The organism is Histidinibacterium lentulum (assembly GCF_003789055.1).
Taxonomy (GTDB): domain Bacteria; phylum Pseudomonadota; class Alphaproteobacteria; order Rhodobacterales; family Rhodobacteraceae; genus Oceanicola; species Oceanicola lentulus.
In genome coordinates this window covers 453,993-466,945 of sequence record NZ_ML119083.1, presented here as the reverse complement: position 1 = coordinate 466,945, position 12,953 = coordinate 453,993, and the positions used below count along the sequence as shown (strand labels likewise).

Annotated in this window: 13 protein-coding genes; 4 read left to right on the top strand and 9 right to left on the bottom strand. The window is 68.4% G+C overall.

Annotation, left to right across the window (positions count from 1 at the left end; all coding sequences use genetic code 11):
- Window positions 1-108: 108 nt before the first annotated feature.
- From fliF to fliP, 4 genes are read left to right on the top strand one after another with little or no spacing between them, the layout of a single operon-like run.
- The gene (gene fliF / locus EAT49_RS08080; protein WP_221181443.1) at window positions 109-1,686 is read left to right on the top strand and encodes a flagellar basal-body MS-ring/collar protein FliF; all 1,578 of its coding nucleotides are present in this window, start codon (window positions 109-111) and stop codon (window positions 1,684-1,686) included.
- The gene (locus tag EAT49_RS08075; protein ID WP_123641782.1) at window positions 1,683-2,267 is read left to right on the top strand and encodes a FliH/SctL family protein; all 585 of its coding nucleotides are present in this window, start codon (window positions 1,683-1,685) and stop codon (window positions 2,265-2,267) included. The genes fliF and EAT49_RS08075 overlap by 4 nt, the downstream gene beginning before the upstream one ends.
- On the top strand, window positions 2,260-2,544 hold the full coding sequence (locus EAT49_RS08070; RefSeq protein WP_123641781.1) for a FliM/FliN family flagellar motor switch protein: 285 nt from the start codon (window positions 2,260-2,262) through the stop codon (window positions 2,542-2,544). Before EAT49_RS08075 ends, EAT49_RS08070 begins: the two co-directional genes overlap by 8 nt.
- A 4-nt stretch (window positions 2,545-2,548) precedes the next feature.
- On the top strand, window positions 2,549-3,271 hold the full coding sequence (gene fliP / locus EAT49_RS08065; protein WP_123641780.1) for a flagellar type III secretion system pore protein FliP: 723 nt from the start codon (window positions 2,549-2,551) through the stop codon (window positions 3,269-3,271).
- A gap of 424 nt (window positions 3,272-3,695) precedes the next feature.
- On the opposite strand, the gene EAT49_RS08060 is transcribed toward fliP, so the two are convergent.
- The 9 genes from EAT49_RS08060 to EAT49_RS08020 form a co-directional block, all read right to left on the bottom strand.
- On the bottom strand, window positions 3,696-4,799 hold the full coding sequence (locus EAT49_RS08060) for a flagellar basal body P-ring protein FlgI (protein WP_123641779.1): 1,104 nt from the start codon (window positions 4,797-4,799) through the stop codon (window positions 3,696-3,698).
- Window positions 4,796-5,806 (bottom strand): flagellin, encoded by a 1,011-nt coding sequence (locus EAT49_RS08055; protein ID WP_123641778.1) that lies wholly within the window; start codon window positions 5,804-5,806, stop codon window positions 4,796-4,798. Before EAT49_RS08055 ends, EAT49_RS08060 begins: the two co-directional genes overlap by 4 nt.
- Before the next feature lie 3 nt (window positions 5,807-5,809).
- Entirely contained in the window at window positions 5,810-7,240 is a 1,431-nt protein-coding gene (gene flgK / locus EAT49_RS08050; RefSeq protein ID WP_123641777.1) for a flagellar hook-associated protein FlgK, read from the bottom strand.
- A 27-nt stretch (window positions 7,241-7,267) separates the two neighbouring features.
- On the bottom strand, window positions 7,268-8,572 hold the full coding sequence (locus EAT49_RS08045; protein ID WP_123641776.1) for a flagellar hook protein FlgE: 1,305 nt from the start codon (window positions 8,570-8,572) through the stop codon (window positions 7,268-7,270).
- A 73-nt stretch (window positions 8,573-8,645) separates the two neighbouring features.
- On the bottom strand, window positions 8,646-9,497 hold the full coding sequence (locus EAT49_RS08040; protein ID WP_123641775.1) for a flagellar motor protein MotB: 852 nt from the start codon (window positions 9,495-9,497) through the stop codon (window positions 8,646-8,648).
- A gap of 102 nt (window positions 9,498-9,599) precedes the next feature.
- A complete protein-coding gene (locus EAT49_RS08035; RefSeq protein ID WP_123641774.1) occupies window positions 9,600-10,367 on the bottom strand; it encodes an FkbM family methyltransferase in 768 nt (255 codons plus the stop codon).
- The gene (locus EAT49_RS08030; protein ID WP_123641773.1) at window positions 10,364-10,768 is read right to left on the bottom strand and encodes a DUF6165 family protein; all 405 of its coding nucleotides are present in this window, start codon (window positions 10,766-10,768) and stop codon (window positions 10,364-10,366) included. The genes EAT49_RS08035 and EAT49_RS08030 overlap by 4 nt, the downstream gene beginning before the upstream one ends.
- Window positions 10,761-12,140, bottom strand: a complete 1,380-nt coding sequence (locus EAT49_RS08025; protein ID WP_123641772.1) for a tetratricopeptide repeat protein — start codon at window positions 12,138-12,140, stop codon at window positions 10,761-10,763. The genes EAT49_RS08030 and EAT49_RS08025 overlap by 8 nt, the downstream gene beginning before the upstream one ends.
- Window positions 12,137-12,928: a hypothetical protein gene (locus tag EAT49_RS08020; RefSeq protein ID WP_123641771.1), complete on the bottom strand. Its 792-nt coding sequence runs from the start codon at window positions 12,926-12,928 to the stop codon at window positions 12,137-12,139. The genes EAT49_RS08025 and EAT49_RS08020 overlap by 4 nt, the downstream gene beginning before the upstream one ends.
- Window positions 12,929-12,953: the final 25 nt, after the last annotated feature.

Here is a 12,953-nt window from a genome sequence, read left to right as displayed (position 1 = left end):
ACCGATTGTTAAGTGTGATCGTGCAGGGATGACCCAGCCGCGCAGAAGGTGCGGCGGGGTTGGAGGTGCGCGTTGGAGGGTCTCGGTTCGGTCTGGTCCGGTCTGGACATGCAGCGAAAAGCGATCGTCGTCGTTGCGGCGCTGGCCGTCTTCGGCGCGGTGCTGGCGATCGGGCGGTCCGGCACCTCCCGGGAGATGGCGCTCCTCTATGCGGGGCTCGATCCCGCCGCAGCGGGAGAGGTCTTGGCCGCGCTGGATCAAGCCGGAGCCGCCTATGAGGTGCGGTCGGGGGCGATCATGGTCGAGGCGGCCACCCGCGACCTGCTGCGAATGACCCTAGCGGGACAGGGACTGCCGGCGAATGGACCGCAAGGGTACGAACTTCTCGATTCCCTGAACGGGTTCGGGACGACCTCCCAGATGTTCGACGCCGCCTACTGGCGCGCGAAGGAAGGGGAACTGGCGCGGACGATCCAGGCCAGCGCGGACGTGCGCTCCGCGCGGGTGCATATCTCGACGGCCGCGACCCGCGGTTTCCAGAGGGCGGAACGGTCCACCGCATCCGTGACGGTAGACGCGGTCTCGCCGGTTCATCCCGACCGGGCCCGGGCGTTTCGCTTCCTCGTGGCCTCGGCGGTCCCCGGTCTGTCGCCCGAGGACGTGGCCGTCATCGACGGCGAGGGGAATCTCGTGGGCCAGACCGGCGAGACGGGTGCTCCGGGCAGCCCGTCGGACCGGGAGGCCGAGATGCGCGCGCGGGTGGAACGCCTGCTCGCAGCCCGGGTCGGTCCGGGCAACGCGGTCGTGGAACTGTCGATCGAGACAGGAACCGACCGCGAACAGATCGTGGAACGGCGGTTCGATCCGGAAGGCCGTGTCGCGATCTCGACCGAGATCGAGGAGCGGAGCGGAACATCTTCGGACAATCGCGGGGCTGTGACCGTGGCCTCCAACCTGCCCGACGGGGATGCCGGTCAGGACGGGGAGACGACCAGCCAGACGTCCGAGACCCGGGAGCTGACGAACTTCGAAGTGTCCGAGACACAACGCGAAATCACGAGGGGACCGGGCGCGATCCGCCGCATAACCGTTGCGGTAATGGTCAATGCCGTGGCCGCGTCAGGGACCGACCCGGCGACGCCCCGGTCCGAGGAGGAACTTGCCGACCTCAGGGACCTCGTGGCCTCCGCCGTCGGCTACGACGAGGCACGGGGCGACGTCATCACCCTGCGCTCCATGGCATTCGAGCCGCTTCCCGAGACGGGCAGCGAGGCCGGCCCCGCTGCCGTGGCCGGGATGGACCTCGACGTGATGGGCCTCGTCCAGCTCGGCATCCTCGCCCTCGTTGCTCTGATCCTCGGGCTCTTCGTCATCCGCCCGATTCTCTCGTCGCGGGCGGCTCCGCGCCCCGTGGCTCCGCCTGCGCTGACCATGGATCTGCCGGACCCCGGATCGGAGCGGCGCGTCGCCGCCCTCCCCGCGGCGATACCTTCAGCCGTAGCGGCAACCCTGCAGCAAGACTCCCCGGACCCGGTTCGGACCGGCGCCGCTGATGATCCCGTGGATCGCCCCGTGCCGCAGGAGCCCGTGGCCCGGCTTCGCCAGTTGATCGAGGAGCGCGAAGACGAAGCCCTGCGCATCCTCCAGAACTGGGTCGACGAGCCTCGGCGGGAGGATGTGGCGTGACCGGTCAGGCTCTGACGCTCGAGGATTTCGACCGTCGCCCTTCAGGGCAGAGCGCCGAAGATCTGCCGGTCGAGAGCCTCCCCGGCTACGAAGAGGGCTTCCGTGCGGGCCGGGAGACGGGCCTTGCAGAGGCCGACACCACCCGGGCAAGGCTGACTGCTGTCCTTGCGGACCGGTTTGCGGACCTGACGTTCACCGGCGCCGAGGCGAGGGCGCATGTCCTCGCGGCCCTGCGCCCGCTCTTCGCCGCCGTGACCGGCAAGCTTCTGCCCCGTGCCGCCCAGGCGAGCCTTGCCCCCTATGTGGCCGAGGCCCTGATCGAGGCCGCCGAGGCCGACACACGGGTGCCCGTTGCCCTTCTCGTGGCACCGGAGGTCGCGGAAATCGTCCGCGCCGTGGCAGCGAGACAGGCCGGGAACCCCGTCCTGATCGAGGCCAACCCCGGGCTCGGCCCGGGCGAAGTGCTGATCCGCTCGTCCGAGCGCGAAACCATGCTCGACATCGACAGGCTCGTGGAAGACCTGCAGGGGGCGCTGGCCGCTCTCTTTGTCGAAGAACCCCGGAGAGATCGCCATGGATGAGACGTCCACTCGCGGCCCCGCGCCGAACCTGCTGAGAGAGGTCCCGATCGAGATCACCATCACGGTCGGTCGGGCACGTCCCTCGGTCCGCGATCTGATGGACCTCACCGAGAACGCCGTCTTGCCCCTCGATCGCAAGATCGACGATCCGGTGGAACTCTTCATCGGGAATCGCCTGATCGCGCGGGGCGAGCTGCAGGAGCTTGACGGCGGAGAGCCGGGGCAACTGGCGGTCCGCCTCACGGAAGTCGCCCAGATCCGCGACAGCCTGCTCTGACCGCATGGCGCGTATCGTCCTGATCGTCCTGGCCCTGTGCCTTGCGGGGGCCCCGGTCGCAGCACAGGATGTCTCGATCGACTTCGGAGACGATGGCTCGCTCACGACGCGGGCGGTTCAGCTCTTCGTCCTGATCACCCTTCTGAGCCTGGTGCCGGGCCTCGCGATCATGGTCACCTGCTTTCCGTTCATCGTCACCGTTCTGGCCATCCTGCGGCAGGCCATCGGCTTGCAGCAATCCCCGCCAAACATGCTGATTGTGACCCTCGCCCTGTTTCTGACCTACTTCGTCATGGAGCCCGTCGTCCGGGAGGCCTGGACGGCGGGGATCGACCCGCTGATCAACGGACGGCTGACCCTGGAGCAGGCGTTCCCTGCCGTGCTGGACCCGTTCCGAGCCTTCATGGCCGGGCGGATAGATCCGGCAACCTACGAGCGTCTCGCGGGCCTGCGCCCGGACCTCGCGCCGGCCGTCGCGGGCGAGGAACCGCTGTCCGTCCTTGTGCCGGCGTTCCTCCTGAGCGAGATCGCACTGGCTTTCCAGATCGGGTTCCTTGTCTTTCTGCCCTTCCTGATCATCGACCTCGTGGTCGCGGCGATCCTGATGTCCATGGGCATGATGATGGTCCCGCCGGCGATTGTCTCTCTACCTTTCAAGCTGGCCTTCTTCGTCGTCGCCGACGGCTGGAGCCTGCTCTCCGAAGCGCTCGTCAGAGGCTACCTCTGATCCCGGGACGCCAGGTCGCACCGGCGCCACGACTTGTCGCTGCCGAAGACCCGTGTCCCGCGCCCTGTCGGGTCCGTCACGAAACGGCTGCACCCTTGACGCCGACGGTCAGGCCAGCCGGCCGCACGTCCGGACCGTCGAGGCGCGTTGAGATCTAGCCCTGATCGGATTGGCCCTGACAGCGGATCACGCTCGCCTTGGCACGGTCAAACTTCGGGCCTCTGTCCCGGAGCCGGATCCTGCCCCTGGCGATCTGAAGCCGCTGCGGTCTTCCCGACGCCGGACCCTCCGCATGTCGGGGGCGCGCCGTGCCGCGTGTCTGCGCCGGAACCGGCCCCCCCGGGGCGGAGGCTGATCCGGTCGCGCGGTGGCAGCTCCAGAGGTCGCGTCCGACGGCGCGGGGCCCCGGCGCAACCGCCGTCGCTCAGCGAACGATGAACTCCGCGTGCAGCGCGCCGGCGGCCTTGATGCTCTTGAGGATGTCGATCATGTCTCTTGGCGAGACACCGAGGGCGTTCAACCCGGCGACGACCTCGGACAGGGACGCGCCGCCCCGGACCTCGGCCAAACCTATGCCCGGTTCCTCCTCGATCGCCACGCCCGTGCGCGGCACGATGACGGTTTCGCCGGGCGAGAACGGGTTCGGCTGGACGACGAGAGGGGCCTCCTCGATCCGCAGGGTCAGGTTGCCCTGGCTGACGGCCACGCGGCTGATGCGGACATCTTCTCCCATGACGATCGTTCCGGAATGCTGATCCACCACGACGCGAGCCCGGCGTTCGGGTTCGACCATGATGTTCTCCACGTGACCGAGCGCATGGGCGGGAGAGGGCAAGCCGGTCCGCAGGATGTCGAGTTCGACCGTCCCGGCATCGAGCATCAGCGCGACCGGGCCGCCGAAGGTGGCGTTGATCGCATGTTCGATTCGGGCGGCCGTGGTGAAATCCGGCGTCCGGAGCGCGAGCCGCAACGTCGTCAGGCCCGCGAACTCGAAGGCGACCTCCCGCTCCACCGTGCCGCCGGAGGGAATGACCCCGGAGGTCGGCACCCCCTGCGTGACCTGCGCTGCCGCGCCCTCGACCACCGCTCCGCCGGCGATGATCGTGCCCTGGGCCACCACATAGATCTGCCCGTCCGCGGCGTTGAGGGGAGTCATCACCAGGGTCCCTCCGAGCAATGAGCTCGCATCGCCGATGGCCGAGACGGTCACGTCCACGGGGCTTCCGGCGCGGGCGAACGGCGGCAGGCTTGCGGTCACCAGAACCGCGGCGACGTTACGCGGACGGACCTGTTCGCCGGTGATATTCACTCCGAGCCGCTCGAGAATGTTGGTCAGGATCTCTTCGGTGAATGGCGAATTGCGCAGGCCGTCGCCGGTCCCGTTCAGACCGACGACGAGGCCGTAGCCGACGAGATCGTTCGACCGGACGCCGTCGAACTCCACCAGATCCTTGAGCCGGACCGGCATGGCCGCGGCGGCGGTGGCCGACAGGACGAGCGCGATGACCAGATGGAGCAGCCGCGTCATCGGATGTAGTCCGCGAAGCTCAGGCCCGCGAGGCGGGCGGTGACCTCGAAGGTGATCTGAAGCTGGGTCCGGACAGCCTCGAGGCGAGTCGCTGTCGCGAACGGATCGGAGGCCACCATGTCGTTCCGCTGCATGAGCAACGATGTCCGTTCCGACTGCAGCCGGACCGTCGCCGTTTCCACCGCCTGTTCGGCGCGTCCGAGACGCCCCCGGCTCTCGGCGAAAGGAGCGGCCGCCGACAGAAGCGCAAGACCGCTGAGGCGGGCCAGCGCGCCGCGTTCTTCGCCCGGGAGGCCGGGCGGCCCGCCGTCGAGGATGGCGGCCAGGGCCGCCGCCGCGAGGACGTCGCGCAGTTCCGCACTGTCCGCGCGAACGGAAACGATGGCCACGCTGCCGTCGCCGAGCCTCTGGGTCTCCGCTGCTCCGGTGGCGCCGAGATAGCCCATGGTCTCGAACCCGCCGCCGGGCGCAGCGAACCAGTCGCTGATCCGGGCCGCGACCTGATCGGCCGTGGCCGCGCCGGATACCGCGCCGCGAAGCTCCGCCAGGATCGCATCCGGGCTCGCGAGGACCGGCCCGTCGGAAGCTGCGCCGCCGAACAGACGGCGACCGGCAAGGGAGACCCCGAGATCCGCGACCATCGCGGAGAACCCGGTCCTCGCCGCATCCGCGAAGCCGTCTAGCTGGACGTCGGAGACCGACGCGGGAAGCGACAGGGCGTGATCGGCGAGTCCGCTGCGCCGGCTCTCCATCGCGTCGAGGCTGATCTGCATGTGGGCAAGCCGGTCGGCGGTCAGACGATTGGCGCCGACGTGGCTGTCGATTGCAGCCAAGCGATGGTCCATGTGCAGGAGCCGCCCTGTATCGGCGCCCAGGTGGCGCGCGGTGTCCGCCACGCGTCCGGTGCCCAGTTCCTGATGGAGAGTCTGAAGCTCCGCCTTGATCTGCCGGGTGCGGGTCCCCGCAAGGAAATGGCGCGAGAGGTCTCCGGTGGTGAGTGTGGGCATGGATCAGAACTCCAGCAGAATGCGGATCAGGGAGTCGACGGTCCTGAGAACCTGGGCGTTGGCGGCGTAGGCCTGCTCGATCTGCAGAAGGCTCTGCAGCTCGACGTCCGTATCCACGCCGCCGCTCAGCTCGGCGTTCCTGAGCGTGTCGCGGCGCGCGCCATGAAAGGCCGTGTCCCGCTCTGCCGAAACGCGCGCGGCTCCGATTTCCGCAAGTGTCGAGGCGGCATGGCCGGCGGCGGAGCGGGCCTGTCCGCCGGAGGCGAGGGGCAGTGCCTCGCGCAGGGCGTCGGTCCAGCGCTCGAGTTGTACGGCGCTGCCCGCCGGGCCCGGCCCAGCGGAAGCCAGGCCGTCGCGGAGCAGCCGGGCTGCGCCGCCGCGCGCGGGATCGACGGCCGCGTTGAGCGCAATGCGCCCCGCCAGACCGGGAAGGTGTCCGGGCGCGAGGCCGGTTCCCGCGTCGGTCATCAGACCGGACATTCCGGGACCAAGCGTCGGATCGGCCGGTCCGGAGAGCCGCTCGATGAGGTCGCGGGCCAGAGGGTCGAGGCTGTCCTGGGCAGCAGGCAGAACGGCGTCGCGCAGGGCGAAAGCCTGCCCGAGACGGCCGCCGACCAGACGTCCGACCCCGTCGCCCGCGATGGCTAAACCGTTGACTGACAGGCCCGACAGCGCGCCGGAGGCAAGGGTCATGTCGGCCGTGACATAGGTGGCCGGCGCGAAATCGAACCGATAGGCGCGCCCGTCGAGAAGCATCTGCCCGGCAACCGACATCAGGGCGATCTCGCCTCCTCCGCGGTCGATCTCACGGATCGGGACGAGGGCGGCGATGCTGTCCACCGCCTGCTGTCGCTGGTCCATCAGGGCGGACGGATCGACTCCGCTGTGCGCCGACTCCGCGATGGTCACGTTCAGCCGTTCGACCCGTACGAGCGCCCCGTTGAGCGCCGCGACCTGCTCCGCGATCGTCCCGTCGAGATCCGACCGCAGGGACTGGATGCCGTCCGAGGCGCTGTTGAGAGTGTCCGACAGTGCGCCCAGGGCATCGGTCACGCGGGTCAGCCGGATCTCGGAGGCGGGATCCGCCGCGGCCGCGACGAGAGAGGCTTCCACCTCCGCCAGACGACCGGCGAGCCCTCCGTCCTCTCCGATCCGCCCGACCATGAGCTCGATCCGGCCGAGGTGATCCGCCGCGAAGCGACCGGCTTCGAGATCCGCGTCGGCCAGCCGGCGCGCGGCGATCAGGCCCGCATCGACCTGGCGGTGCACCCCTTCGACACGGACACCGCCAAGACCATGGCTGGACACCGCCAGCGAGCGCCGGCCGTATCCCTCTGTCATCGCGTTCGCGACATTGGAGGCGACGACCTCAGCCCGCCGCGATGCGACGTTCAATCCGCTCAGCGCCGCGGCGATGGTGTTTCCTATGCTCATGGCATTGTCCCCGGGCGCCCGCCGCCTCTATCGCTTGATGTTGGTGGTTTCCTGCAGCATCTCGTCGACGGTCTGAATGACCTTGGCGTTCGAGGAGTAGGCCCGCTGCGTCTGGATCAGGCTGGTCAGCTCGCCGGCCACGTCGGTGGCGGATTCCTCCAGCGCGTAGCTCAGCAGGTCGCCCGTGGGCCCGTCGCCCGCGTCCCACAGAAAGTAGCTGCCGGAATTGGGGCCCACCTGGTAGGTCTGGCTGTCCAGCGCCTCCAGCCCGTTGAAGTTCGTCACGTCGACGAGCGGGATCTGGTAGATCACGCGGTTGATGCCGGTGTCGAAGGAGGCGCGGACGAAGCCATTGGCGTCGATGTCGATGGAGGTCATGTTGCCCACGGGATTGCCGTCCTTCTGAACGGAAACCGGGGCGAAGGTGTCGGAGAGCTGCGTCAGGCCGCCCTGCTGCCCGAGCTGACCGATCCCGATGCCGAGCGGTCCGCCGGCCACCGTGACATCGACGCGCCCGGTCGCGTTGTCATGGCCGCCGCCCGTCACTGCGGTCACCGACTGGAGCGTGCCGCCCGCGCCGCGCGTGGAATCGAACTGCAGGATGTATTCGCCCACCACGGCACCGGCGGAAGCGCTGTCGCGCACCGTCATTGTCCATTCGTTGGAGGATCCCGCCGCCGCAGGCACCGTGGGGCTGAATTCGACCGTCAGTTCCTCGGACGTCCCGAGGTTGTCGAAGTAGGCGATGGTCAGGCTTTCGGGGAAACCGTCGGCCCCGTACTGGGTCGAGGTGGCGGGAAGGTTGATGCCGAGATCGACATAGGTCGTCGCCTCGCCCGCGGCCTGGTTGGCGTTGATCCGGATCGGTTCCAGCCCCGTGGCCGTATCCCGCGGATAGCCCGGGATCGTCCCGTCAGGGGTCGCGGGCCAGCCCATGAGGACGAGGCCGCTTTCGGACCTCAGGTATCCCTCCTTGTCCGGACGGAACGATCCTGTGGTCGTCAGAAGGAATTCCGAGCCCACGTTCCCGACGCCGATCGCGGATTCGGTCGTGACCGGCATCATGCCCCGCCCTCGCACTGCGAGGTCGCTCACGTTGCTGGTGGAGGTGATCGACCCCCGTTCGTCGATGAGCCGATTCGTCGTCGCCCGGACGCCCCCGGCCGAATAGGACCCGCGGGAGCCGTTGATGACCATGGAGTGGAAGTCGGTGACCGCGCGTTTGTAGCCGAAGGTCGCGCTGTTGGCGATGTTGTCGGAGATCGTCGCAAGACGGCTGGCGTTGGCGCTGAGACCGGCGACTCCGGCATTGAGCGAGGAAGAGATCGTCATGGTCGGGACCTTTCTGCATGGCTGGGTGCACGCTCTCATTCCCGGCCATACAGCCCACGGGCTTAAGGTCCCGCTAACGCGCGCCCATCATGTCGGACCGCAGCAGGATGACCTCCAGGCGGTTGTTGCGGACATCGAGAGCGTTGCGCGTGGCAAGCTCCCGGTCGGCGTGACCGGTCACCCGCACGAGACGCCCGCGGTCCAGACCGGCCTCCTCCATCAGCCTCCGGAAGGCCGAGGCGCGGTTGATCGACAGATCCCACACCGGATTCTCCGCCAGCACGACAGGGCGCGAGCGCGTGTGTCCGTCCACCGCAACATCGTTCTCGACCAGCGCGAAGACGCGGGCGAAGATCCGCGCCAGTTCCTCCGTCACAGGTCGCGGGATCGCTGTCCCCGGTTCGAAGAGCCGCGCATCGTCCAGATCGAAGAGTTCGATGATCAGGCCTTCGTCGGTCAGTCGCGTCACGACATGGCGCAGGGCATTCTCGGAAATGAGGCTCTCGCCGCCCCGCCCAAGAAGCTGGTCCTCGACCTCGCGCAGGGCCGCGACCTGTGCGGGCTCCGCATCGGAGTCGTCGGTGCCCTGCTCGAAAGCGACGGTCTCCTCGTTTCCGGCGCTCTCGACCGTGGCCACATCGCCATTCTCGGCGAGCCTGTCCTCGACAAAGATGTTATCGCCGCCGAATGCGCCGTCTCCGCCCCCCGAAATCCTGTTGATCGGGATCGTGGGCGAGAAATAGTCGGCGATGCCCTTCCTCTGCTGCTCCGTGGTGGCGTTGAGCAGCCACATCAGCATGAAGAACGCCATCATGGCGGTGACGAAATCGGCATAGGCGACCTTCCACGCGCCTCCGTGGTGGCCGCCCGCGACGACGACCTTCTTCCGCTTGACGATGATCGGTGCGTTCGGCTGCGCAGACATGCCCGCCCCCTTGCTGTGCCGCAGCCAGACTCGTGGCCGGATGGGGCACGGGGCGGGCAAACTTCGGGCAGGGTCGCCACAATCCGATCGGCGAGTGCCGGATTATACGCCGGATTTTAGATAGATGTCGTCCGGACCGCAGAACTCGACCAGATCGTAGCCGTTCGCCCGCATGATCTCGGGAATGCGCGGATCGGCGGTGTTGTTCTCGATCGACCATGCGGTGATGCGGTGCTTCTCGAACGGAAATTCCTCCAGCACGGCGACCTCACCGCCCTCGATGTCGAGAGAGAGGTAATCGGGATCGGGCACGCCCTCGCCCGTCAGGATCGAGCTCAGCGTCCGCGTCGGCACACGCCGCACATCCTCCCGGTGGCGGGGATCGGACCGAACCCTCTCGAGAAGGGCGGGGTCATAGGTGCCCGCGAGACCCGACATCTGGGTATAGCCACGGGTGACCTCGATGAACTCCGCCTCGCCCTCGCGCGTGGCGACTGCGACGCCGAGACAGGGACACCGTCGCCGCACCCGCGCGCGGTCCAGCATCGCCGGCACGGGCTCCACGAGGACGCCTGTCCAACCGCGAGTCTCCTCGAAGAAGAGGGTGTTGGACCCGGTCACGCCGTCATAGCCGCCGACATCGACGAAGACACCGCCGCTCTTGCAGCCCAGCAGGCGGTCGACCACCCGGTCCTGCCCCGCCTGCGACCGCCACGGATCGTCGGGGCGCAGCATCCGGTCGATCTCATGAAGCTGCCGCATCGCCGCGCCGCGCCGTCGCGTCCGGTCCCGGCGCAGCACCTCCTGCAGTTCGGCCCGGGCGAGGCTCAGCTCGCGGCGGGCCGCGGCGACGCGTTCGGCCGGGGTCATGCGCCGTCAGCCCCGTAATCGGCGTAGGATTTCTCCTCCACCAGCGCCGAGCCCAGCGCCTCGTTGATCCGTTTCTTGACCGCCGCACGACGGTCGTTGGTCCGGTAGACGGCCCGCGCCAGCGCCACGAACCTCGGCCCGAAATCGCCCTCTCGCTCGCAATCGCGGATGTCGTCCTCGATCTGCCAGAGTTCGGCGTTGATCCCGTAGAGCTCCTCCCAGAGCGCCGCCAGCTCCGCGCTGTCGGGCAGATGGGCGCACGCCGTGGCATCGAGCACCGCCTTCTCGTGGCGCACGTTGGCAAGGCGGCCCGCATCGGTGATCCGCTCGCTCTTGAGCCGCAGGATCGTCAGCTTGTCGATCAGCTCGCCTGGCGAGGTGGGCACGAGGATGTCATCCATTTGCCTTGCCTCCGGCTGACGCGATCCGTTCCTCCAGCGCGGCGCGGACCTCTCCGAGCGGCGTGTCCCAGTCCTGCGGCGCAGGCTGGCGGAAGAGCCGCATGGACGGATACCAGGGCGTCGCGGACCCGGCATGGATGTAGACCCAGAAACTGTCCCAGTGGAGCACGACCCAGGTCGGCAGTCCGAGGGACCCGGCCACATGGGCGGTGGCCGTGTCGGAGGTGATGATCAGGTCCATCTCCTGCATCAGCCCGGCGCAATCGGCGAAATCCCGGTCGGTGGAGGCCGCATCGACGATGAAGGCGTCGCTGCCATCGGCGCGGAAGGCGTCGAGCCCCGGCCCCTTGTAGAGCGAGAACAGCTGCACCCCCGACAGATCGGCGAACGGCAGGTACTCCCTGTGACTGAACGACCGGAAGGCATTGGCCCGATAGGTCACGCTGCCACTCCAGTTCACGCCGATACGCAGACGGTCCCGGTAGGGCGCGGCGATCGCCTGCGCCCGCCTGCGCGAATCCCCGGGGATCGTCAGCTGCGCCGGCGGAGGGACGTCGTCGCGCCCTGAAAGCCCCAGCCGCGGCAGATCCATGATGTTGAGATAGGCGTCGACCTTCGCATCCCTCGCAAGCTCGGTCACCACGCTGTCCGCTCCGGGCAGACCCGCGAAGAGTCGCGCCATGGGCTTTTCCGCGATGCAGATCACCCGTCCCGCCCGCTCCTTAAGCCAGGGCAGGAACCGCATCATCAGAACGGCATCGCCGAAGCCCTGCTCCGGCATCACGAGCACGGTCTTGCCGGACAGGTCCTCCCCCTCCCATTTCGGAAAGGGCACGGACTGCTTCTTCATCTCGTCGGTGCGCCAGCGCGCACGGTAGGCCTCGAACCCGCGACCGTAGTCGCCCTGGCCCAGCAGGGCAAAGGCCAGCTGCAACTCGATTTCCCCATCCTCGGGGTGGGCCCGGTGCGCCGCCGAAAGCCACTCGATCGCCGCCTGATAGTCGCCCTTGCCGCGCAACGCCCGCCCCAGCAGGGCCTTCTGCGCCAGATCGTCGGGCTTTGCCGCCAGAAGCTGGCGGCGCAGGGCGATGGCGTCGTCGTAGCGGCCCACATCGGTCAGTGCGTTGGCATAGTTGTTCAGGACCGAGGGCGCGTTCGGATCGACGGCATGGGCCCGCGCATGGGCGCGCACGGCCTGGTCGTGGCGCTTCTCGGCCCGGTGCAGCGCGCCGAGGTTGGACCAGATGGCCCCGTCAACGGGCCGGTTCACGAGATAGCGCGCGTAGCCGCGCATCGCCTCGTCGAGCCGGCCCGCGCGATGCGCCTCCATCGCCGCGTTCCGCAGCTCCGAAAGGGAAACCGGCCCGCTCATCCCGCGCCGCCCCGCCGTCTCACGGACTTCACCAACGTTTCCGGTCGCCGGGCCTCGGCAGCCTCGAACAGTGAGAAGGTCTGGTTCACGAAATTCACCGCGCCCGAGATCAGCTCCATGTAGTCGAGCAGTTCGGGCGTGCGTTCCGCCTCTTCCACCACGATCCCGCGGTCTGCGGGCAGGGTCTCGAACGTGGCGTAGAACCACGGATCGCCCCTGCGGATCACCAGCGGCTTCGAGGTGTCGTGCCATTCGAAGGCCCACATCAACGGTCGCGGCCAGACGTTGATCGGGAAGCGCCCGCCGAACAGCGTCCCCGGCCATGGCTCCCTGAGGTAGTGCATGAAGGGCGGCACCTGCGCCATGTAGACCGGCTCGTCGCTGACGAAGACGTACGGTGTCTGCACCTGCACCGTAGGCACGCCCGCGTGGCGCCATTCATGCTCCGCCGTCAGATGCACCTTGTCGCGCAGCTTGTTGGAGCGGATCGAGGACATCTGCCCGTTGAGATTGCGCAACTGCGGCTGGCCCTTCTCGTCCCGCACGAACTGGAGGTTCAGATCGAAGGGGCAGCGGATCATGAAGTGCCGCGACTCGAGATTGATGACCGCGGGACAGCGCGAGGCGCTCTTGGCGTGGGTCTTGTTGCGCTCTGCGCCTCGCACGCGCTCGGGCGGGTCGTAGATCACCCCGCCCTTCATCTCGCTGAGGAACCAGCCGACCTGCACCGGCCCGCTGCGGTCCGGCTCGGTTCCGGCGGTGTTCTCGAAGCTCACGGAGAGACGCATGGGCTGCTTCCTCGTCTGCTGTTTT